Source organism: Streptomyces sp. NPDC051976 (assembly GCF_040680795.1).
Lineage (GTDB): Bacteria > Actinomycetota > Actinomycetes > Streptomycetales > Streptomycetaceae > Actinacidiphila.
The window spans coordinates 23,350-42,858 of the sequence record NZ_JBFAXL010000034.1; the positions used below are offsets into that span (position 1 = coordinate 23,350).

Here is a 19,509-nt window from a genome sequence, read left to right on the forward strand (position 1 = left end):
CGTTGGCCAATCGGCGATCGGAATCGGGGAGAACATGAGCGTTTGGTTTGTCACTGGGGCATCGCGTGGGCTCGGCGCGGAGATCACCCGTGAGGCGCTGCATCGGGGACATGGCGTCATCGCTACGGCGAGGGACGCGTCGGCGGTCCTCGAAGCGCATCCGCACAAGCCGGACGGGCTGCTGGCGGTGAACGCGGACGTGACCGAACCGGGACAGTTGACGGCTGCGGTGGAGGCCGGCCTGGCGGAGTTCGGCCGGCTCGACATCGTGGCCAACAACGCCGGTTACGGCCTCGTGGGCGCGATCGAGGAGACCTCTGACAAGGCGGTCCGGGATCTGTTCGACGTCAACGTGTTCGGCGTGCTCAACACGTTGCGGGCGACTCTGCCGACGTTGCGTGCGCAGCGATCCGGGCATGTGCTGAACATCGGCTCCGTGGGCGGCTTCGCCACCGTTCCGGCGGCGGGCCTGTACGGTGCGTCGAAATTCGCCCTCGAGGGCATCTCCGAGGCACTGCACGGCGAGCTGGCCCCACTGGGGATCCGCGTCACGATCATAGAGCCGGGCGGCTTTCGCACCGACTTCCTCAACGGCTCCAGCCTCCAGGTCGAACCAGCCGCCATCGTCGACTACGTCGCCGGAGCGGGGCCGGTACGCGAGGCACTGGCCCAAGGCGACGGCCACCAGCCAGGCGATCCGGTGAAGGCAGCCAAAGCCATCGTCGACGTCACCGAGGTCGCCGAGCCGCCGCTGCGCCTGCAGTTGGGCTCGGACGCGGTCGAGCGCGTCGAGGCGAAGCTGGAGCTGGTGCGACGTGAACTCGACCAATGGCGCGACGTCGCACTTTCCACGGCCATGTGAGTCTCACAAGGCGGCAGCCCTGGGGGAGGGGGAGGTGCTGACGGGTGTTGACTCGATCCGGGTGCGGTTTGGTACCGGCACGGGTGGGGACCGGCGGCCGCCAGGATGGGCCGGGTGCACACCACGGCTGCCCAGGCCCCGGACCTCTGGCACCACTATGGGTGCGGCGGCCTGACGGTGGGACCCGACGGGTATCGCCGCCGGGCCCCCGCGGCGATACATATAGGGCAGGCCCCCCGCAACCCACTGCCGCGGGCCCAGCAACGCTTCCAGCCCTCGATGGCTTGCACCACTATGTGTGCGCTGCGCCCACCGACGTCGCTACGCGGACCAGCGCCGCAGTCGCCCTGGAACGGGACTGTTGGGGCCAGGCGATCGACAAGGTGGCCGGAGGTGCGTCCGGGACGTCACGGTACGCGATGCCCGGACGCGGGTATCGGGTGCACACGGATTCCGGGAGCAGGGTGACGATGTCTCCGAGTTCGACGAGCTTCAGCAGTTGGGCGAGGTCCTGGATCGCGTACCGGTCGACGATGGTGTCGAGGTGGCGGGCCAGGCATCCCTGAGCGTCGTGCTCGGTGCGCGGGAGACCGAGGTCGGCCAGAGCGAGGTGGTCCCTGGCGGTCAGCGGGTGGTTGGCCGGGAGAGCGGCCCGGCGGCGTTCGACAGCCACCGGCTCCGTATCGAGGCCGGTACGGTCGAACGGTTCGTAGATCAGGGCCGCGTCGGCTTCGCCCCGGCGCAGCAGGCCGGGCTGGTCGCGCCAGCCGGAGAGGCGGATGGCGACCGGCTCGGCCGCAGGTTCGGCGGCGTACCGGACGAGGATGGACTCCAGCAGGCCCCCGTCGCCGTCGGCCTTCACGGCGAGAACCAGCTTCGGCTCGGCCGCGCGTTGTGCCCGGCGCCCGGCCGCCTCCAGGGCGTCCAGTGCGGTGCGCGCCTGCGCGAGCAGTACGGTGCCGGCCGGGGTCAGCGTGACGCTGTGCGTGGTGCGTTCGAAGAGGGTGACGCCCAGTTCCGATTCCAGGTTTCGGATGGCGCGCGACAAGGGCGGGGCGGAGATGCCGAGTTGTTCTGCCGCGCGGGCGAAGTTGAGTTGTTCGGCGACGGCGACGAAGTAGCGCAGCGGGCGGGACTCCACGGTCTGGCACCTCCATTTGGTATGTCCCTGAGGGTAACAACCGCGACCCCTGCGATCCTTCCGTCCCGCCGGGCCGGATCAGATGCTTCTTCCATGATTGTCATCACCACTCCTACCGGCCAGATAGGCCGACAAGTCCTCGAGGCCCTGCTCGACGGTGACCAGCCCGTCCGCGTGATAGCCCGTGACCCTTCCCGGCTTCCCGCCCGGGCGCGCGAGCGGGTCGACGTCCTCACCGGCTCACACGGCGACCCTGACGTCGTCATGGAGGCGTTCGCGGGCGCGGACAGCGTGTTCTGGTTGGTGCCGCCGGACTCCCGGACCGACAACGTCGAAGACCACTACCTGAACTGGACCCGCCCCGCCTGCGAGGCGATCACCCGCCACGGCGTCAAGCGCGTCGTCGCCGTATCGACCCTGGGCACCGGGATCGAGAAGAACGCCGGGCACCTGACGGCGTCCGTGGCCAAGGACGAGCTGCTCAGGTCCACGGGGGTCGGTTTCCGGGCCCTGCGGGCGGGCGCCTTCATGGAGAACCTGCTCGGGCAGGCCGAGACGATGAGGAGCCAGGGCGAGTTCTTCCTCCCGTCCGCGGCGGACCGGGTACTGGCCACGATCGCCACCCGCGACATCGCCGCGACGGCCGCACGACTGCTGCTCGACGACTCCTGGACGGGGCAGGAAGGCGTCCCGCTGGTCAGCCCCGACCGCATATCCCCCGACGACATGGCGCAGATCATCTCCGAGGTGCTGGAGCTGCCGGTCCGCTGCCGACAGGTCCCCCTCGACGCGTACAAGGAGATGGCCCTGCAGCGCGGGGCCAGCGAGGCCTGGGCACAGGGCCTGGTCGACATGGCTGCGGCCCAGATCGACGGCGCGTACGACACCGAGCACCAGGGCGCGCAGCCCTCCCCGACCGGTTTCCGCCAGTGGTGCGAGGAGGTACTCAGGCCGGCTGTTCTGGCCTGAGATCCGCAGCGGTCGTCGGTCTCGGCGCCGCCTCGGCGTGGCTATCGGTGTCGCAACGGATCGCCAGGCGTGATCCAGCGTCATGCCGTCACCCCCACGGGGTACTTACAGCCGGTACCGCCGCGAGGCCGTCCCTCTGGCCCGGCCGACAGCGCCAGGCAGAACGAGGTCGGCCACCGCACCCGGGAGGCAATGGGAGTCAACGTTCCGCTGAGCGGAACACGGGCCTGGTGGGGCGTTGAGGTGGGCGGGGCTGCCGTTCTGCCATCCTGAAAGATGTCGAGGGCGATCACGCCCGGCCTACGCCGCGCAGAACTCGTTGCCTTCCGGGTCCTGCATGATCCACCAGTGCCCGGCAGGTCCCTTGTCGACCTCACGGACGCGGTTGCCCCAGTTCTTCCAGCCGGGCAACCAGCTCGCCGAGGCCGCTGGGCTCGCTGTGGACGTCGAGGTGCAGGCGGTTCTTGCCCACTTTGCTCTCGGGCACGTCCTGGAAGAGCAGCCGCCGGCCGCGGCCGACGCCGCTGGTCTGATCGAACGGGTCGTCGGGGTGGCGTATCGCGGCGTAGCCGCGGAAGGTCTTGCGGCCGCGATGTTCGACGACCGCCTCCTCGCCGATCTGGCCGGCGGCCAGCAGCTGCTCGATGAGAGCGCTGGGGTCCTCCACCTCGTACTCCAGGGCCGCGGCCCAGAAGTCCGCGAGGGCGGACGCGTTCGTGCTGTCGATGACCAACTTCCAACTCACTGCCATGTAACCAGTTATATTGGTTACATGGACTCCCCTGCAACCAAGGGGCTGACGCTGCACTCCCATACCGGCGTCGCCTACCGGTTCGACCCCGGCGCGCTGTGCCTGGAACTGCTGACCACCGGCGGTCCCGGCCCCTTCCGCCGGTACGAGGTCCTGCACGAGTCCGCCGACCTGGCTGCCTGGGCGGACCGGTCGCGGCTGACGCCGACGCCCGTGCTGGAGATCTCCGAAGCCGAGGTGGTGCACGCCCGGAGGCTGCGCGACGCACTGTTTCGGGTGGTCATCGCCCACACGCGCGGCGAGCCGCATCCGCCCGGTGACCTGGAGACCATCAACGAGGCAGCGGCCTGTCCAGACCTGGCACCCGCTATCGCGCCGACCGGGAAGCGGCAGTGGGCCGGAACCCCTACCGGCACCGACCTGGTGGCCGCCGTCGCTCGGGACGCCGTCGAGTTGCTGACAGGCCCGTTCGCGCACCGCATCCGCACCTGCGCCGCCGAGGACTGCCACCTTGTCTACGTCGACACCTCACGCCCCGGCCGCCGCCGCTGGTGCTCCATGGAGCACTGCGGCAACCGCCACAAGGTGAGGGCGCTGCGCGCGCGCCACTCCGAGGAAGGATGACCCTGATGCCTACCGGACTCACCAAAGAGGCAGGCTGGCAGATCGGCGTGTCCCGCACGCTGCCCCACCCAGTGCCCGTCGTCTGGGACTTCATCAGCAGCTCCGAAGGGCTCGCCCTCTGGCTCGGCGCCGGCGCGGTCCTCACTCCGGAACGCGGCGCCCCCTACCGGACGGCCTCAGGGGTGACGGGTGAGGTGCGCGGCTACCGCCCGGAAGACCGCATCCGCGTCACCCACGGCACCACCACGGTCCAGGTCGCACTCACCCCCACCGCCGACGGGACCCGGACGATGCTCCGCTTCCACCAAGAGCACCTGGCGAGCGCCGAAGAGCGCGAACAGCAGCGGGCGCACTGGCGACACATCCTCGACCGGGCCGCTGCAGTCCTCGACCGGCAATGACGGCAGCGCATGACACCTGACTGGAGTTCAGCGCATCAGGCTGCCGGAACTCGCACGGGCCGCGCACGTCGGGTTCGTCGACATCGACTCCGGTCACTGACCGAAGTTCACCAAGCCTGCCGAGTTCGCGCGTCTCCTCGTCGGCACACGCGCTAACCGGATTGCAACCTTCTCTGGGGACGGTGTGTCTCAGCCGGGGGAGCGGTTTTGAGGGGGGATAACCGTGCGGAAAGAAAAGGATTTGACCGACGGGGCGATGGAGTTGAGGGGGCCCGGCTATGGGACGCTTTTACTCGAATTTCTCGTAGCTGTCTCGTTCTGCGACGGCGTGGTCACGGCGGAGGGTAAAATTCAGGTCGCGCTGTGGACCTTCATGGCGACTATCTTGTCGCTGGGGACCGTGTTGAGAATCTGCAACGCGCGCGAGTGGCGGAAGCCGGCATACCTGGTCCGGCTGGATGCGACGGGGATCACTGTGCACGGACACGCCCTCGTGCCCTGGACGGAAGTGGCCGAAGTGCGGGCTCGTCCTAACTGCGTGATGTTCTTCGCGCCGACCGGCCAGGACCTGCCGCTGTTCCCTCGTCCTGCCCGCAGTAACCCGCGCGACGCGGCCAACGCCAGGTTCGCCAGGGCGTACGGCCGCGTGCTCGTGATCGACCCCAATATTGTCGACGTGCCGTGTCGGCAGATCCTGGCGGCGGTACGGGAGTTGACGGCAGGCACGGTGCCGGTGACGCAGAAGTAGCGGAAGGGGGCGGCCCACGAGACGCTGCGCAGCCGCCCCACCGCCATGAAACGGGCACCCGTTCGGCGTCTGGGATTCCATCGACCGACGGTACCGCCGGTCGATCTCCCAGCTCACTGCCTCATCCGGGGAAGTCTCAGGGCTGAAGGTTGTAGATGTCGACTTCCGTTTGCTGCGGAGGGTTCTGGAAGCCGCCGGTGATGCCGGCCTCCATGCGGGGGAGCAGGGTGCTGTCGCGAAAGCTCTCCCAACTGGCCTTCGACTCGTGGACGGCCATGATCGTCCAGCCGTCGCCGGACGCGCCGGCGGCGTGGAAGAGCTGACCCTCCGGCAGGGTGTCACGGCTCGGGTGCACCGCGGCGATGGTCGCGTCGTATTGCTCTTCGGTCCCGCCGGGGAAGTGGTGAATGATGCCGAACGCCATGATCGCGCCCCTTCGGTCGCATGGTGACTGTGTGCCTGTCACCGTAGATCGCACGTCACCTCCGGACGCGCAACCTGGCGGGACCCGCTCACGGGTTGGCTCTGTCAGGCTAACCCGGGTGTTTCGGTTGGCGTCGGCTGATGTTGTGTCGATGCGGCCTGCTGGGCGTCCGCTCCGCCGCTTACGCGGCGATGCGCCGGGAGGCAAGGGGCTTTCGGCCACTGCGGTGGCTGGGGAGCCTTCATTGACGTGGCGCCGTGGTGGCGCGTAAGGAAAGGGCGGCATGGGCCTGGTGGATCCCACGCCTGGGGAGGGTGGCAGTGATTTCTACCGTCGTTCGCAGCGAGGACATTCCGGCCGCGGAGCGGTTCGCCTACTGGTCTGAGATGGTCAGCAGTCGCCCGGCGCCGAACCACTTCACCTCCGAGCACACGGATGACCTCCGTGCGGAAGGGGTGTTTCTGAATGTGGGGCCGCTCCCGGTGTGCGAACTGTCGTTCCCGGCACTCCACACGCGCCGTACCGCCGCTCTGATCCGGAAGTCTGATCCCGGGCTGTCGGCTCATGGGTCCGGCACCGGCGTCTGGAGCGGTGCCGACAGGGCCTCTCGGAACCGGGTCTGGCTCCCGGCCTGTCGATGCGATTGGGGCCCGGTGAGGATTCCCGAGCGGGGCCCCCAGTTCGGTGGTTTCTCCGGTCGCCCCTTGGAGTCCGTGGCCAGCCAACGCCCATGCAGGTCCGTGCCAGCAGGGCGCATCGTGCCAAGAACAGTGCATTCTTTGAGAAGGAACACCGACAGGAAGCACGACATATTGGCGACAGTGGTTTCCCATGGTGAAGGGAGCCGTTGCAGTGACGCACTGGCACGGGGCAAGGGTGAGCCGGGAAGAGACGTGCACAGGCTTGTGGGGGTGTGAGCGATGGTCATGACGGTGTTCCGCGCACAGGACGTGGAGGCGCCCGAGCGGTTCGATGCTTGGGAGAACATGTGCTCGCAGGCGGTGATGCCGCTGGCTCTCAGGACGGACGAACCGCGGTCCTTCATCGGGCAGCTCGGCGCCGGCGAGCTGGGCTCCGCCGCGCTGCTGAACTTCTCGTTCTGCTCCCACCGGGGAATCCGGACCCCCGCCCTCATCCGGCGCAGCGATCCCGAGGTGTGCACCGTCGCCCTGGTGGTGCGGGGTTGCCTGGGCATCGGGCACGACAGGCACGAAGACCTCGTCGGCGCTGGGGATTTGGTGCTCTACGACAGCTCCCAGCCGTTCTACTTCCAGCCGGGCGCCGGCGCTCCCGGACTGACCGAACTGCTGGCCCTCCAGGTCCCGAGAAGCTTGTTGCCGACGAGCGCGGACAGACTGAAGCCCCTGCTGACCATGCGATTATCCGGCAGCGGGGGGATCGGAGCGCTGACGGCCCAGACGCTGCTGACCGTAAGAACGCAGATGCCGCGGTTCACGGCCACCGACACCGGCCGTCTCAGCACTGTTCTCGTCCATCTGCTGTCGACTCTGGCCTGCCATCACCTCGATGCCGACAGCGCACTGCCGTTCGGGTCGCACGCCGAAGTGGTGCTGCTCGCCGTTGAGGACTTCATCGCCCGGCATCTCGGCGACCCTCAGCTGAACCCCCGCATGGTGGCCGCCGCCCACCACATATCCATCCGCTACCTGCACCACCTCTTCGAGCGGCGCGACACCACCGTCGCCGCCCACATCCGCCGCCTGAGGCTCGAGAACATCCGCAACGATCTGGCTGATCCCGCTCTCGGCCACGTGCCGATCCACACGGTGGCCAGACGCTGGGGCTTCACCGAGCAGGCCACGCTCAGCCGCGCCTTCCGAGACGTGTACGGAACGGCGCCCCGCGACTTCCGCAAGTCCGCCTGCCAGGTGCGGCGCCCGGCGGCCCAGGAACCGGCGTAGTCGCTGACACCTCGCTGACGGCCAAGTGTTGTGCGCTGCCGGCCAAATCCCTCCCGGTCGTGGTCGGGCACTCTCATGTCATCCGCCCCGGCAGCCTGCGAACGCTCCGGGCATGCCGGGCGGCCGGCAGCGCGATGCGGCGTGCCCTAGCAGTACACGGCGGCTCGGCCCGCGGCCTTCGCGCCGGGCGAGCCGGATGTGTCCGAAGCTCAAGGAGAGGGCGGTTGATGGGAAAGCACACAGTGACGAAGGTCCTGGTCGTCGGCGGAGGACCGGCCGGGTCGGTTGCCGCGACCGCGCTGGCCCGCGAAGGGCTCGACGTCGTGCTAGTGGAGAAGGCCCGCTTCCCCCGCTACCACGTCGGGGAATCCCTGACCCCGTCGTGTTTCGCGATACTCGACGCCATCGGGGTGGCGGACAAGCTCGATCGCCACGGGTTCCTTCCCAAGCACGGCGCCACCTTCCACTGGGACGCCGACACCTGGAACGTCGACTGGGGCACGCAGGTCGGCTCGCGGGCCTGGCAGGTGGACCGTGCCGCATTCGACCACCTGCTGCTGGAGCACGCCCGCGACAACGGCGTCGACGTGACGACGGAGGTTGCCGTCACCGACGTGTCGTTCACCGGGGGACGGCCCGTGTCCGTCCGGTGCGTTCCCAGCGGCGGCAAGTCGTACGTCATCGACGACTTCGACTTCCTCATCGACGCCACCGGACGGACCGGGCTGCTCAGCGCACGCACCCTGCGCAATCGCCGGCCGCTGGAGAACCTCCGCAACATCGCGGCGTGGAGCTACTGGGCAGACGCGGATCTGCTGCCCGGCACGCCGACGGGCGGCATCAACGTCATCTCGTCACCCGAAGGCTGGTACTGGGTCATCCCCCTTGCACAGGGGCGTTCCGGCATCGGATACGTCACGAGCAAGGACGCCTTCGCCCGCCACCGCCGCCGCCACACCGCCACCGACGCGATCTACCACCACCTCATCCGCGCCTCCCCTCTCATCAACGGCCTCACCGCTTCCGCGCGCCACCTGGGCCCGGTGCGTGTGGAGACCGACTACTCCTACATCGCCGACGAGTTCAGCGGCCCCGGGTACCTCACCGTGGGAGACGCGGCCTGCTTCCTGGACCCGCTGCTGTCGACCGGAGTGCACCTGGCCCTGTTCAGCGCCTTCACCGCAGCCGCCTGCGTCGCCTCCCTGCACCGGGGCGAAGTCACCGAGCCCGAAGCGCTGGGATTCTTCGAACACACCTTCCGCCGCGCCTACACGCGGCTGTTCGCCCTGGTCAGCGTCATGTATGAGCGGTACATCGGCCAAGACGGCTTCTTCCGCACCTCCGACCGGCTCATTCACGGCACCGCCACACGACGCGACGACGCGGCCTCCGACCGCGCGTTCGCCGATGTCATCAGCGGACTGCCCGACCTACGAGAAGCCACCGACGCCACCGCACGGATCCTGACCGACCGGCTCATCAGAGAAGCACTCGACGCTCAACACCGATCGATCACCACCGACCACGGTCCGGGCCGACCCGACTTCGCCGCAGTCCTCAACAACCCCCTCAACGAAGCCGCCTCCGCCCGCCACCGCCTGGTCACCACACCACGACTCGGATTGCGGCCCATCCCACCGGCATAGGCGATGACATCCACACTCACCTGTTCGGCGCGGTAGCCAGGCGTGGAAGCCCGGCCGCAACCGCGGTGAGTGTCGCGGACGCCAGCATCGTGGCCGCCGCGGGACGGGCGACTCTCCGCAGAGCACAGTGTCACCTCATGCGCGTCCTGGGCATCGGCGCCGGGCCGCGATGAAGTATCCATGAGCCAGCTTTCGAAACCGTTCGGCGGTGGTCATGGCCTGAGCGGCTGGTACGGGAAGACGTCCGTCCGTTCGGGATGCCGTCACCGCGACGCTTTCGCTAACGGCAGGCCGCCAGGAGACATGAGTACGTCAACACCTACCGCCTGAGTACTTGTGCCCTTCCAGCCGTACCTCGGTCGTGGCGCAGTGGAACCATGACAGCGACGCGTTCTGGAGCCGGAAGCCCGGGTCGCCCTGCGTTCGCGGACCCGGACAGGGACCGCCACTGGTTCTTCGCGCCTGCGGCGGTGTCCGCGTTGCTGCCCCTGCTCATGGGCGCGGCCCTGCTCGCGATGGCTCACACCGTACTCGCCAGGTGCGGTATCGAGGCCTGCCCGCCCGGACTTGCCCACCGCTTCACCGCGTGCAACGCACTGTTCCTGGCCACCCCCATCCCCGTCCTCGCCTCCTGGCTCCTGCCCCGCCAACTGTCGTTCCGACGCGCCCGCATCATCTTCTGCGCCCTCACCCCGGCCTGCACGGGCCTGCAGTTCCTGTTGCTCCTGACTCTCCCGGGTGGCTGACGAGGGTCGTGTTGTCAGTGCCCGGGGCGACGACGGGCAGCCTGACCGGTCCGCAACGCGCTGCCGGACTTGGGCAAGCACGGCCCGGTGGTCTCCGAGGGCAACAGCGCAGGTTCTCCGGGGCACGATCCTCTTGGGGACCGTGCCCCGGAGGCCGGCGAACCCGGTCGGCGCACCGACCGGCCATGATCGTTCTCAAGCTGGTGGCCACCGACTTGCCCTGAAGCCCACCTGATACCGGGCTACCGTGCCCGCCAGGCCGGAGGGCTCGAAAGCAGGTTCTGGGCGTTCCAGGCGCGCACTCAGACGCAGAAGCCCGTGTGGCTGCCGTCCTGCCTGTACATCTCGAAGGAGAAGTAGGAGCTGGTGATGGGGCCGAAACGGCCGTCCACGCTCAGCACCGGGCCATGGATCGAGTTGATTCTTGTCTGGGCGTTCTTCACCGCCTGCTCGGTGAGGAGGCCGAAGTCCGAATCCTCCTTGAGGGACTGCGTGTAGCAGGCGTTCAGGCTCTCCTGCAAGGCCAGCACGGCGTAGTTGTGGTCCCCCCGGACCACGACGCAGTTGAAGTTTCCTGAGTTCGCGCTTGTCGACGGCCTGTGGAGGTACAGCCCTCCACCAATAGCCACCCAGGTGAAGGAGGCGCAATGGACCTCGGCGGCAACCGTCTTGGGCGCGGTTTCGGACCGGCCGCTCCCGCCAGCGGAAGCCGGCGTGGCGCTCAGCCCGAGGGTGGCGGCGGTCAGTGCGCCGACCACGCCTGCGACCAGGTTGATTCTCTTGGTGCGGAATTGCATATTCTCTACCCTTCCTTTTGCGTGGGAATGCCATGGGCGTGACAGGAGTGCTCTCCCCAGAAGGCTGAATCGCAGCCGCTATCGCCGCAGTTCACGACCTCGGCTTCGGCCCGTGGCCATTTCCGCCTGGCGTTTCGGTCGCTTCAATGGCCTCACGTTCATCGGTTCTCCTGAGACTCCGTGTCCTTCCGGTTCTCGTGGGATCTGACGCGGCGGGGCCTGCGCACGTCGGAAGACGTGCCATGTGTGCCCGCCGCGCTGGTGCCCCTGGGGCTTGATGGGGTTGGTTCTACGCTGCCGCCGATGCGCGGCGCTGTCGTTGACTGTGCGCGTGTTGTTCGTGACGATCCGCGCCGGGACGCGGGCGTGCTTGCCCCGGAGGCCGGCCTGGGTCGGTGGTGGGAACCCGCTGGGGCGGGCAGGTGGTGGAGTTCGTCCGGCCGCCGCCGCGGCAGGAGCTTCTGGAAGAAGTGCGTCACCGGCGACCGCGATCGGTGACTACAGGCAGACAGACAGGCTTAAGGGTCAGATCACCCGATCGCAGACTCCTACCGGTAACACCCCGAACAAGCCCACTGCGGTGGCCACTTCGGCCGAACAGGCCACCGCCGGGTCATCGGCAGTCGTAGGTCAGCCTCGTGACCGCCGTGTGCATCGACGGCGTGAGGACGCGGAGTTCGGCTCGGCCGGTGTGGTGGCCCTTGCCCTGGAAGGTCCAGCGGAGGGTGAGAGTGGTGTGACGTTGGCCGCGGGGCAGGCGTTCGCGCAGGACGGGCGAGGACGTACGGTCGCTGCGGAACCAGCGGTAGGTGAACGTGCCCGGGCGGCCGTTCGTCGTGACCTGGGCAAGGATCTGCGTCGTCTCGCCGCAGCCCAGCTCTGCCGGGCGGGCGGTGACGGACACGTCGCGTACCTCCACCGAGGGGCCGAGCCGCTGCCATGCCAGGAAGGCGAGGACGCAGACGAAGACCAGCGTCGGGAGCGCGTAGCGGCGCGGGCCGCTGCGTGGGACGGGCGGGGGCGTGACGGGCAGTGTGCGGATACGGTGGGCCGTCACCGCTGGGACACCGGGGCCGAAGCGCAGGACGGTACCCTCCACGCGGTCCGGCACCGTCGCCGTGGCCTGCTCCTGTTCAGGCCCCGTGAACCATTGGCTGGCCAGCACTGTGGCGCTGTATTCGGCCTCGGTGGGGCCGAGTCCGCGGGTGGGCTCCTCGGGAACCTGGTCTTCGGGGGTGTTCATTGCACACACGGCCCGAAATCGACGCTGATCTCCTGGGACGCGCCGCCGTCGGCGCTCGCGGGGTCGGTCTCTGCTTGGACCGTCCACAACCACGTGCCGCATGCGTTTGGGGGGGTCTGGAAGTCATGGACGATGGTGCCCTGGTAGAAGGTGCGTCCTTCGAGCTTGATCGGCTGGGACGTCCCGCCGGGCGGCCCCGGCTCGTCCCGGACCGTGATGGTGCGTCCTTCGAGCTCGGATGACCGGCGCGCCCTGTCGGGCGGCCCCGGCTCGTCCGGGGCCAGGCGCGAGGGCCAATTGACCGTGAGGTACAGAGGTCCGGTGCCGTCCGTGGTGATGGTCACCTCCACCGCGGCCGTGGACCACCCGGTCTTTCGGAGGTTCGACAACCCGATGCCGTTCACGGTCGGCGGGGGCGGGGTCGACGACGTGGCCGGATCGGTCGGCGGGGACGAGGTCAAGGGCGCGGCCGAATTGACCGGCGGAGGCGAGGTCGAGGGCGCGGCCGAAATGACCGGCGGAGGCGAGGTCGACGGCATGGCCGGATCGGTGGGCGACTCGGGGGCCGTCCGGGCGGTCGTGGTGACCGACGGCGGGGGCGACTCGCTCAACTCCGGGACGGGGTCGCCCCCGGGCCCCACGCTGGTCGTCGCCCGCGCCGGCTCGCGCGGGGAAGCGGTCGGGGCCGGTGGGACACCGTAGGCCAGCACGGCGCTCAGCAGTACCAGGGCCGCCGACAGCAGCAGTCCTGCCCGGCCCGGCAGCCACGGCCGCAGCCGGCCTCCCGCGGAGGGCTGACGCAGCACCGTCCGGGCGAAGTCCGTCGTGGAGGCCGGGGATGTACGCCCCGACGGCAACAGCAGGGGCAGCAGCGCAACCAGCGTGGCGAGCGCCCTGCGGCCGCGCTCCTCCCAGTCGGGCCCGTATGCCGTCCCTGCCACCACCTCCAGCTCCCGCACGAACTCCGCGGCGTGTGTGGGCCGTACGGCCGGGTTCTTCGCCAGGCCCCGCGACACCAGACCCCGTACCGCCTCCGGCACCTGTTCCACCGGAATCGGCGCGTCCAGATGCTGTAATGCCAGCTCGGCGAAGTTCTCGCCCTGGTACGGCTTTCGGCGGGTCAGGCACTCGAAGAAGGTGGCCGTGGCCGCGTACACATCGGCGGCGGGCGAGGCGGGCGCGCCGGTCCACTGTTCCGGCGCCATATAGGCCGGGGTCCCGGCGATGCCCGCGCTGACGCCGGAGTCCACCGCGATGCCGAAGTCGACGAGGCGGGAGGACCCGTCCGTGCCGACCAGGACGTTCTCGGGCTTGTAGTCGCGGTGGACGACACCGACCCGGTGCGCGTCGGCCAGCCCCAGCAGCGAGCCCTTGAGGACGGTGAGCGCCGCCTCCGGCACCAGCGGGCCCTGCCTGATCAGCAGGGTGCGCAGCGAGATGCCGTCGACCAGCTCCATCACGATCGCGGCCCCGTCGTGGCTCTCGACGTATTCGTACAAGCCGACGACGTACGGACTCTCCAGCCCGCCCAGCAGCCGCGCTTCCGAGCGGAACCCCTGTATGAAGCCCGGCTGGGTGCGTAAGGAGTCGCTGAGGTACTTCACCGCGACCGGAACCCCGGTGTCCACATGAACGGCGAGCACGACCCGTCCGCTCGCCCCCGACCCGAGTTCCAGCGACTCGGTGTATCCCGGCACCGCCCATGTGCTCATGTCCGCCCCCCAAGGCCGCCGTGCCCCGGAACCTCACCCGCGCCGGAGCATCGAGTACGGGATGAGAGACATATTTTCGGGCATCCCGGTTGCCGTAGGACAGACCTCCGCAACCCTGACCGTACGGATCCGGCCATCGCGCACCTGCGCGGCGTGGACCTGGCCGACACGAACGCGGGTCCGGCACGTCCTCGCTGGTGGGCGCCGGACTACCCAAGTGCGCTTTCGCGTTCATGAGCCCAGTCGTCCGCGAGGAGACCGAGGATCACCTCATCGGCCCATGATCCAAGGACCCACGAGCTGCGGCGCAGTGTTCCTTCGACGGTGAACCCCGCCCGCTGTGCGGCGCGGAGCATCGGTGCGTTCTCCGCGAGGGTTTCTGCCTGGAGTCTGTGGAAGCCTCGGACGGCGAAGCCGTAGGTGCACAGGGCGACCATTGCATCGGTGGCCAGGCCTTGGCCACGGAAACCGGGACGTAGGGCCAGTCCGAGGTGGGCACAGCGGTTATGGAGGTCTATGCCCCACACGACCGCCTCGCCCGCTGCTTCTCCCGAGGCCACGTCCTCCACAGTGAAGCAAGGGGTCTCATCATCAGGTCGCGGGACGGCAAAGGGCGACTGAGTCCCCGTCGGCAAGGGCCTCCACGGACGGTTGTCACCCCGAACGCGCGTGGCGACGTCCTCGTACAGCTCGCGGTGCAGAAGGTCCACATCGCTGTCTCGCCGCGCTCGTAGCAACACCTTGCCGTGTTTGATCACGGACCCATGCCTAATGGCGGCGTACCCAGGGCCGCAAGTGCTTTTCCCAGCTGGTCCCGGCCTGGAAGCGGGGTCGAGGTTCAGGAACAGGCACTGGACACAAGGCTTTTTGAGTAGCCGGTCATTGTGGTGAGGTGTTGAACCCGCTAGTTACGGTGGCTGGCGTGGATGCGGGCAGTGTTGTCCTGGCTGACCTGACACTAGGACGAATCTAGGACGGGTCAAGGACTCGTGACCGTATCGTCGCGGTCTGGTGGGGCGGGGGCAACAGGGTGGGGTGGAGGCTGAGAGAGAGTCGCCGCGAGTTGGGAAATCCCACCGCTCGGCCCCTGCAAGGGGGAACAGTCAGCTGCCCCTGTATGGGGCATCAACGATGGGGGGGAACCCATGTTGAAACTTGGGAAGCACCAGCGGGCCGTCGCCATGGCCACCGCGGCCCTGGCCCTGGCCGGCGTCACCACACTCGGCACCAGCAACACCGCGAGCGCCGCGACCAAGCTGGAGTCCTCGGCGAGTCCAGCGAGCAGCTCGGGCTGCCTGGAACAGATCGGTCAGGAGGGCGTCTACGGCTGGCAGGGGACGTCCGTCGCGGGGTACGTGGAACAGCTCTACAACACGTGCGACGGAACCCTCGGCGTGGAGTGGACCTGGGACAAGAACTGGGCAGCCAGCCACTACGGATCCTACGTCGACCTGTACCTCAGCTCACCCGACGGAGATTACGGTTCCCCGTTTACTACCAATGCGCTGGCGAGGGTCTACACCTGGGATGCGTGGGACACCTGGTGGGGCACCAATCTCGACCACGGCGCCGCGAAGCCGAAAGACGACTGGCGCGCCGGTGCCGAGATCAACAACGACAACTGCCGGGAGTGGGGAACCCTCCACTGGTACGGCGGCCAGGACTGGGGCGGCCCGGTGGGCGGCTGCGGAGCCGCCTACGCCGACGCCCCGCCGGCGTGGTCCTGAACAGCCACGCGGAAGGGGAAGCGCATGCCTGACTGGACGGGTGGCGGCGCTGACAAGGGCGGCGCCAGCGTGAACACGGCCGAGGAGACCACCGAGGCCACCGAGGCGCCGGGGGCGGCGGACACGACCGCCGAGGACACGGCGGCGCCGGAGAGCGAAACCGAACTGGCTTCGCCGGCCAGCGAGTGAACTGAGCAGCACGACGGCCCCGGCGCCCATGAGGCGGCCGGGGCTTCGTCGTCTTGTCAACCCGCCTCAAGGGCAGGCGGTCACGTACCGGTGAACGAGCCGGACACCGCACGGTTTCGCTCCCCCTATGTGCGGGAGTAGCGGGCGATGATCACGCCCTTGGTGGTGGTGACACTGTCGGTGAGCTGGAACTCGGTGAGCGGGGCGGGGCCCTCGAACAGCTTCGTGCCGGTGCCCAGGGTGAGCGGGTGGATGAGCAGTTGGTAGTTGTCGACCAGGTCGGCGGCGTGCAGCTCGCGGACCAGCATGGCGCTGCCGATGATCGTGAGGTCCTTGCCGTCCTCCGCCTTGAGCTTGGCCACCGTCTCGGCGGCGTCGCCCTTCAGCAGGATCGAGTTCTGCCAGGCGTCCGCGTTCTCCAGCGTCCGGGAGCAGACGTATTTCGTCGCGGCGTTCATGTGTGTGGTGAACGGGTTGTCGTCCTTGCGGGTGCCCCAGGCGGTGATGAAGTCCGTCCAGGTCCGGTGTCCGAAGAGCATGTCCGTGGGCTTGGACATGCTCTTGCACATCTCCATGCCCATGACCTGGTCGTTGTACGGGCCGCCCCAGCCCCCGTAGGTGAAGCCACCGCGGGTGTCCTCGTCCTCACGGCCGGGCCCCTGGACGACTCCGTCGAGAGTGATGGACAAGGTGGCGTTGACCTGCCGCATAACGGGCTCCTTGCTTTTGCGGACCGCTCTTCCGCGGCCTGCTTCACCCCCTACACGAAGAGCCATCCGCGAAATCGACACCTGCGCCGAACTCATTTCCCAGCAAGATCACCATGAGCAGGTGCTGGGCAAATGCACCAGTCCTCGCTGCGCCCGGTGACCGCCGGCTTGCGGGGTCGCGGCGCTATTCGTCCCGAAGCTGAGGCACCCACAGTGCACCGAGTGACTCCTCCGCACCGGCCAGGGCCTCCATCGCTTCCTGATACGGGCGCTGCCCCAGGATCCCCGCCAACCGGTCAGCCACGAGCTGCCGTTCGGAGACCTCTGCTTGACCGCCACCCGTGCCGCCGCCGGCCCCCACCGCACGTGCACGGTCACGCCGCCTGGCACGCGCCGTAGCTGCGACAGCGCGCGTACACGTGACCATCAGCACGCCGAGCCGGACGAGCAGGATGACAACGATCAGGACCATGGCGGCAACCTCCAGTCGACGGCGACGCACAGCCACTGGGCTCCGGGATCCTCGACAACGGAAGATTCGCTGGGGGAGGAGGTGAGTTCGGTGACGGCCGAGAACGCGGTTCCGCCTCCAAGCTTACGGGGGGATCCGCAAGGCCACCCGGTAGAGCAGGATCGGCCGTCCGCCTCCGCCGGAGAGCTGGTGCCGGCGCGTGCCAGGCGCACACCCAGAGCGTGCTTCGATGGCGGTCAGGACCCGGGCGATGCGCCACGGGCAATCGCGCGAGCGTGAGCCCTTGTGAGGGCCGAGTGGCCCCGGGCCCGTGGCCCGGAGGGCTCATGTGCCGCGGTCGTCCCGTCACCAGGCTGGAGATGGCGGGCGGGGACCACGCCTGCTCCGCCGGGATGAGGGAGGCCCTGACATGAAGGCGCTCGTGTTCAACGGTCCTGGCCGGTCGAAGTGGCAGGACGTACCGGACCCCGGAATCCAGGACGCGGGCGATGCGATCGTGCGCGTCGAGGCCGTCACGATCTGCGGCACGGACCTGCACATCCTCAAGGGGGATGTGCCCGATGTGCGACCGGGCACGGTGCTGGGCCACGAGGCCGTGGGCGAGGTCGTCGAGACGGGCGGTGCCGTGCGCGGTGTGCGTCCCGGTGACCGGGTGCTGATCTCGTGCATCAGCGGATGCGGCCGCTGCCGCTTCTGCCGGGAGGGCGCCTACGGGCAGTGCCGCGAGGGCGGCGGATGGGTGCTCGGTCATCTGATCGACGGCACGCAGGCCGAGTACGTGCGGGTGCCCTTCGCGGACTTCTCGCTGCACCCGCTGCCCGCGTCGGTGGACGCGCGGGAGGCCGTCCTGCTGGCTGACATCTTCCCGACGGCGTACGAGGTGGGCGTCCTCAACGGGCGGGTGCGCCCCGGTGACACCGTCGCCGTTGTCGGCGCCGGGCCGATCGGGCTGGCCGCGGTCGCCACCGCGCGATTGTTCTCGCCCGCCCGGATCGTCGCCGTGGACCTGGCGGCGACCCGGCTGGAGGCCGCCAAGCGCCTCGGTGCGGACGCGATCGCCACCGTCGAGGAGAGCGAGCAGCTCGTCGCCGACCTGACCGACGGGCTCGGCGCCGACGTGGTCATGGAGGCCGTCGGCGTGCCGGAGAGCTTCGAACTGTGTACGCGCATGGTCCGGCCGGGCGGCCGCATCGCCAATATCGGCGTGCACGGCAAGCCCGCCACCCTGCATCTGGAAGACCTGTGGATCAAGAACGTCACGATCCGCACCGGACTGGTCGACACCTACTCCACCCCGACGCTGCTGCGCATGCTCATCGACGGCAGGCTCCCGGCGTCCTCGCTGGTCACCCACACCTTCGAGCTGGGGCAGATGGAGGAGGCGTACGACATCTTCGCGCGTGCGGCCGACACCGGCGCACTCAAGATCGTGCTCGGTGAACCGCTCCACGAGGCAGTGAGCGTGCGGACCGGCGAGGAGGCGTGATCATGCCCCAGGAGACGACGTCGGCGGGTGACATCGGACGGCGGCTCAGGCTGCGCCGCGAGGAGCTCGGCCTTTCGCGCGAGCAGGCCGCGGAGCGGGCCGGTATCGCCCCCGGATACCTGCAATACGTCGAGGAACAGCCCACCGCCCTACCGGGGCTGGCGTTCCTGCAGCAGATCTCCGAGGCGCTGGAGACCACCGTGCAGGCGCTCCGCGGAGGCGATGTCGGTCTGCCACCCGGTATGGGCCAGGCCGCAGACCAGCCCGTCCTGACCGCTCTCGGCCCCGACGAGTGCCTCGTGCTGCTGGCGGACCACGGTGTGGGCCGGGTCGCGGTCACCACAGCCGCGGGCCTGGCGGTCGTGCCTGTCAACTACGACGTCGTGGACGGGGCGGTCGTCTTCAGGACGGCGCCCGGCTCCGCTCCAGCGCTGGCCGCGGGCCGTCAGGTGGCATTCGAAGTCGACCGGATCGACGAGGCACTCAGCGAGGGCTGGAGCGTCCTCGTCAACGGTCCCGCGGTCGAGGTCACCGATGCGGATGCCGAGCTGAAGCTGCAGGCGCGGGCGCACACCGCTCCGTGGGCGGGCGGCGACCGCCCGGTGTGGCTGCGCATCGAGCCGGCGCGCCTCACTGGGCGCCGCATCACCGCCGGCTGACACGGGCGCCCGTGGGCGACCGCCCCTCGCGTGGTGAGGTTGCCGGTGCTGAGCGTGTACAGCGAGTCGCGCGGCGGCTCTCGCGCCGGCTCCGTCGACGTCGCCGGCGTCCCGCCACGTACCGCCCACCACGACCACCGGGCTCATGCCAGCCGCCGTGCTGTGGTGGTGGGGGCTGCGGATCGAGCCCGCGACCGTCACCGGACGCCGGATCGTCGCCGCCTGATGCGGCGGATCACCGGTGGGTCCAGCGACCCGCCGGTGATCCGCCGCTGACCGC

20 protein-coding genes and 1 pseudogene are annotated in these 19,509 nt (G+C 69.1%); 12 read left to right on the forward strand and 9 right to left on the reverse strand.

Going from position 1 to position 19,509, the window contains the following annotated elements; all coding sequences use genetic code 11:
- Positions 1–34: 34 nt before the first annotated feature.
- Positions 35–862: an oxidoreductase gene (locus AB0M29_RS28465; RefSeq protein ID WP_365387613.1), complete on the forward strand. Its 828-nt coding sequence runs from the start codon at positions 35–37 to the stop codon at positions 860–862.
- Positions 863–1,154: 292 nt separating this feature from the next.
- Here the strand turns inward: AB0M29_RS28465 and AB0M29_RS28470 are convergent, their stop codons facing one another.
- Positions 1,155–2,003, reverse strand: a complete 849-nt coding sequence (locus AB0M29_RS28470) for a LysR family transcriptional regulator (RefSeq protein ID WP_365387615.1) — start codon at positions 2,001–2,003, stop codon at positions 1,155–1,157.
- Between the two features lie 93 nt (positions 2,004–2,096).
- Between AB0M29_RS28470 and AB0M29_RS28475 the strand changes: the two genes are divergently transcribed.
- Positions 2,097–2,972, forward strand: coding sequence for an NAD(P)H-binding protein (locus AB0M29_RS28475; protein WP_365387618.1), 876 nt, complete (start codon positions 2,097–2,099; stop codon positions 2,970–2,972).
- Between the two features lie 300 nt (positions 2,973–3,272).
- Here the strand turns inward: AB0M29_RS28475 and AB0M29_RS28480 are convergent.
- Positions 3,273–3,723 (reverse strand): annotated as a pseudogene (locus tag AB0M29_RS28480) (VOC family protein).
- Between the two features lie 21 nt (positions 3,724–3,744).
- Here AB0M29_RS28480 and AB0M29_RS28485 point away from each other — a divergent pair.
- From AB0M29_RS28485 to AB0M29_RS28495, 3 genes are all read left to right on the forward strand, one after another.
- The gene (locus AB0M29_RS28485) at positions 3,745–4,347 is read left to right on the forward strand and encodes a CGNR zinc finger domain-containing protein (RefSeq protein WP_365387620.1); all 603 of its coding nucleotides are present in this window, start codon (positions 3,745–3,747) and stop codon (positions 4,345–4,347) included.
- Between the two features lie 5 nt (positions 4,348–4,352).
- Positions 4,353–4,748, forward strand: a complete 396-nt coding sequence (locus AB0M29_RS28490) for an SRPBCC domain-containing protein (protein ID WP_365387623.1) — start codon at positions 4,353–4,355, stop codon at positions 4,746–4,748.
- Positions 4,749–4,971: 223 nt separating this feature from the next.
- Positions 4,972–5,496 carry a hypothetical protein gene (locus AB0M29_RS28495; RefSeq protein WP_365387625.1) on the forward strand — a complete coding sequence of 175 codons (525 nt, stop codon included), beginning with the start codon at positions 4,972–4,974 and terminating at the stop codon, positions 5,494–5,496.
- 136 nt (positions 5,497–5,632) lie between these two features.
- Here AB0M29_RS28495 and AB0M29_RS28500 read toward each other — a convergent pair whose 3' ends face one another.
- Positions 5,633–5,920 carry a hypothetical protein gene (locus AB0M29_RS28500; RefSeq protein ID WP_365387627.1) on the reverse strand — a complete coding sequence of 96 codons (288 nt, stop codon included), beginning with the start codon at positions 5,918–5,920 and terminating at the stop codon, positions 5,633–5,635.
- 920 nt (positions 5,921–6,840) lie between these two features.
- Here AB0M29_RS28500 and AB0M29_RS28505 point away from each other — a divergent pair.
- The 3 genes from AB0M29_RS28505 to AB0M29_RS28515 all read left to right on the forward strand — a co-directional run bounded on the left by AB0M29_RS28505 (position 6,841) and on the right by AB0M29_RS28515 (position 10,234).
- Positions 6,841–7,842, forward strand: a complete 1,002-nt coding sequence (locus AB0M29_RS28505; RefSeq protein WP_365387630.1) for a helix-turn-helix domain-containing protein — start codon at positions 6,841–6,843, stop codon at positions 7,840–7,842.
- 227 nt (positions 7,843–8,069) lie between these two features.
- Positions 8,070–9,488, forward strand: a complete 1,419-nt coding sequence (locus tag AB0M29_RS28510) for an NAD(P)/FAD-dependent oxidoreductase (protein ID WP_365387632.1) — start codon at positions 8,070–8,072, stop codon at positions 9,486–9,488.
- A gap of 470 nt (positions 9,489–9,958) precedes the next feature.
- On the forward strand, positions 9,959–10,234 hold the full coding sequence (locus AB0M29_RS28515) for a hypothetical protein (RefSeq protein ID WP_365387634.1): 276 nt from the start codon (positions 9,959–9,961) through the stop codon (positions 10,232–10,234).
- Between the two features lie 302 nt (positions 10,235–10,536).
- Here the strand turns inward: AB0M29_RS28515 and AB0M29_RS28520 are convergent, their stop codons facing one another.
- From AB0M29_RS28520 to AB0M29_RS28535, 4 genes are all read right to left on the reverse strand, one after another.
- Entirely contained in the window at positions 10,537–11,031 is a 495-nt protein-coding gene (locus tag AB0M29_RS28520; protein ID WP_365387636.1) for a peptidoglycan-binding domain-containing protein, read from the reverse strand.
- Between the two features lie 613 nt (positions 11,032–11,644).
- Positions 11,645–12,274: a hypothetical protein gene (locus AB0M29_RS28525; RefSeq protein ID WP_365387639.1), complete on the reverse strand. Its 630-nt coding sequence runs from the start codon at positions 12,272–12,274 to the stop codon at positions 11,645–11,647.
- Positions 12,271–13,986, reverse strand: coding sequence for a protein kinase (locus AB0M29_RS28530; RefSeq protein WP_365387641.1), 1,716 nt, complete (start codon positions 13,984–13,986; stop codon positions 12,271–12,273). Before AB0M29_RS28530 ends, AB0M29_RS28525 begins: the two co-directional genes overlap by 4 nt.
- 209 nt (positions 13,987–14,195) lie before the next feature.
- Positions 14,196–14,744, reverse strand: a complete 549-nt coding sequence (locus AB0M29_RS28535; RefSeq protein WP_365387643.1) for a GNAT family protein — start codon at positions 14,742–14,744, stop codon at positions 14,196–14,198.
- Between the two features lie 387 nt (positions 14,745–15,131).
- On the opposite strand from AB0M29_RS28535, the gene AB0M29_RS28540 reads away from it, so the two are divergent.
- Positions 15,132–15,713: a hypothetical protein gene (locus AB0M29_RS28540; RefSeq protein ID WP_365387645.1), complete on the forward strand. Its 582-nt coding sequence runs from the start codon at positions 15,132–15,134 to the stop codon at positions 15,711–15,713.
- 24 nt (positions 15,714–15,737) lie between these two features.
- Positions 15,738–15,902, forward strand: a complete 165-nt coding sequence (locus AB0M29_RS28545) for a hypothetical protein (protein ID WP_365387647.1) — start codon at positions 15,738–15,740, stop codon at positions 15,900–15,902.
- Positions 15,903–16,027: 125 nt separating this feature from the next.
- Here AB0M29_RS28545 and AB0M29_RS28550 read toward each other — a convergent pair whose 3' ends face one another.
- The gene (locus AB0M29_RS28550; protein ID WP_365387650.1) at positions 16,028–16,612 is read right to left on the reverse strand and encodes a dihydrofolate reductase family protein; all 585 of its coding nucleotides are present in this window, start codon (positions 16,610–16,612) and stop codon (positions 16,028–16,030) included.
- Positions 16,613–16,796: 184 nt separating this feature from the next.
- The gene (locus AB0M29_RS28555) at positions 16,797–17,084 is read right to left on the reverse strand and encodes a hypothetical protein (RefSeq protein WP_365387652.1); all 288 of its coding nucleotides are present in this window, start codon (positions 17,082–17,084) and stop codon (positions 16,797–16,799) included.
- A gap of 409 nt (positions 17,085–17,493) precedes the next feature.
- On the opposite strand from AB0M29_RS28555, the gene AB0M29_RS28560 reads away from it, so the two are divergent.
- Both AB0M29_RS28560 and AB0M29_RS28565 read left to right on the forward strand, forming a co-directional pair.
- Positions 17,494–18,570 (forward strand): zinc-dependent alcohol dehydrogenase family protein, encoded by a 1,077-nt coding sequence (locus AB0M29_RS28560; RefSeq protein ID WP_365387656.1) that lies wholly within the window; start codon positions 17,494–17,496, stop codon positions 18,568–18,570.
- A 2-nt stretch (positions 18,571–18,572) separates the two neighbouring features.
- A complete protein-coding gene (locus AB0M29_RS28565; RefSeq protein WP_365387658.1) occupies positions 18,573–19,229 on the forward strand; it encodes a pyridoxamine 5'-phosphate oxidase family protein in 657 nt (218 codons plus the stop codon).
- Positions 19,230–19,509: the final 280 nt, after the last annotated feature.

Coding starts and splice junctions, on each gene's coding strand:
- AB0M29_RS28525 (WP_365387639.1), bottom strand. CDS start 12,274: ATGAACACCCCCGAAGACCAGGTTCCCGAGGAGCCCACCCGCGGACTC.
- AB0M29_RS28545 (WP_365387647.1), top strand. CDS start 15,738: ATGCCTGACTGGACGGGTGGCGGCGCTGACAAGGGCGGCGCCAGCGTG.
- AB0M29_RS28485 (WP_365387620.1), top strand. CDS start 3,745: ATGGACTCCCCTGCAACCAAGGGGCTGACGCTGCACTCCCATACCGGC.
- AB0M29_RS28465 (WP_365387613.1), top strand. CDS start 35: ATGAGCGTTTGGTTTGTCACTGGGGCATCGCGTGGGCTCGGCGCGGAG.
- AB0M29_RS28555 (WP_365387652.1), bottom strand. CDS start 17,084: ATGGTCCTGATCGTTGTCATCCTGCTCGTCCGGCTCGGCGTGCTGATG.
- AB0M29_RS28505 (WP_365387630.1), top strand. CDS start 6,841: ATGGTCATGACGGTGTTCCGCGCACAGGACGTGGAGGCGCCCGAGCGG.
- AB0M29_RS28560 (WP_365387656.1), top strand. CDS start 17,494: ATGAAGGCGCTCGTGTTCAACGGTCCTGGCCGGTCGAAGTGGCAGGAC.
- AB0M29_RS28565 (WP_365387658.1), top strand. CDS start 18,573: ATGCCCCAGGAGACGACGTCGGCGGGTGACATCGGACGGCGGCTCAGG.
- AB0M29_RS28490 (WP_365387623.1), top strand. CDS start 4,353: ATGCCTACCGGACTCACCAAAGAGGCAGGCTGGCAGATCGGCGTGTCC.
- AB0M29_RS28550 (WP_365387650.1), bottom strand. CDS start 16,612: ATGCGGCAGGTCAACGCCACCTTGTCCATCACTCTCGACGGAGTCGTC.
- AB0M29_RS28530 (WP_365387641.1), bottom strand. CDS start 13,986: ATGAGCACATGGGCGGTGCCGGGATACACCGAGTCGCTGGAACTCGGG.
- AB0M29_RS28510 (WP_365387632.1), top strand. CDS start 8,070: ATGGGAAAGCACACAGTGACGAAGGTCCTGGTCGTCGGCGGAGGACCG.
- AB0M29_RS28520 (WP_365387636.1), bottom strand. CDS start 11,031: ATGCAATTCCGCACCAAGAGAATCAACCTGGTCGCAGGCGTGGTCGGC.
- AB0M29_RS28475 (WP_365387618.1), top strand. CDS start 2,097: ATGATTGTCATCACCACTCCTACCGGCCAGATAGGCCGACAAGTCCTC.
- AB0M29_RS28540 (WP_365387645.1), top strand. CDS start 15,132: ATGTTGAAACTTGGGAAGCACCAGCGGGCCGTCGCCATGGCCACCGCG.
- AB0M29_RS28500 (WP_365387627.1), bottom strand. CDS start 5,920: ATGGCGTTCGGCATCATTCACCACTTCCCCGGCGGGACCGAAGAGCAA.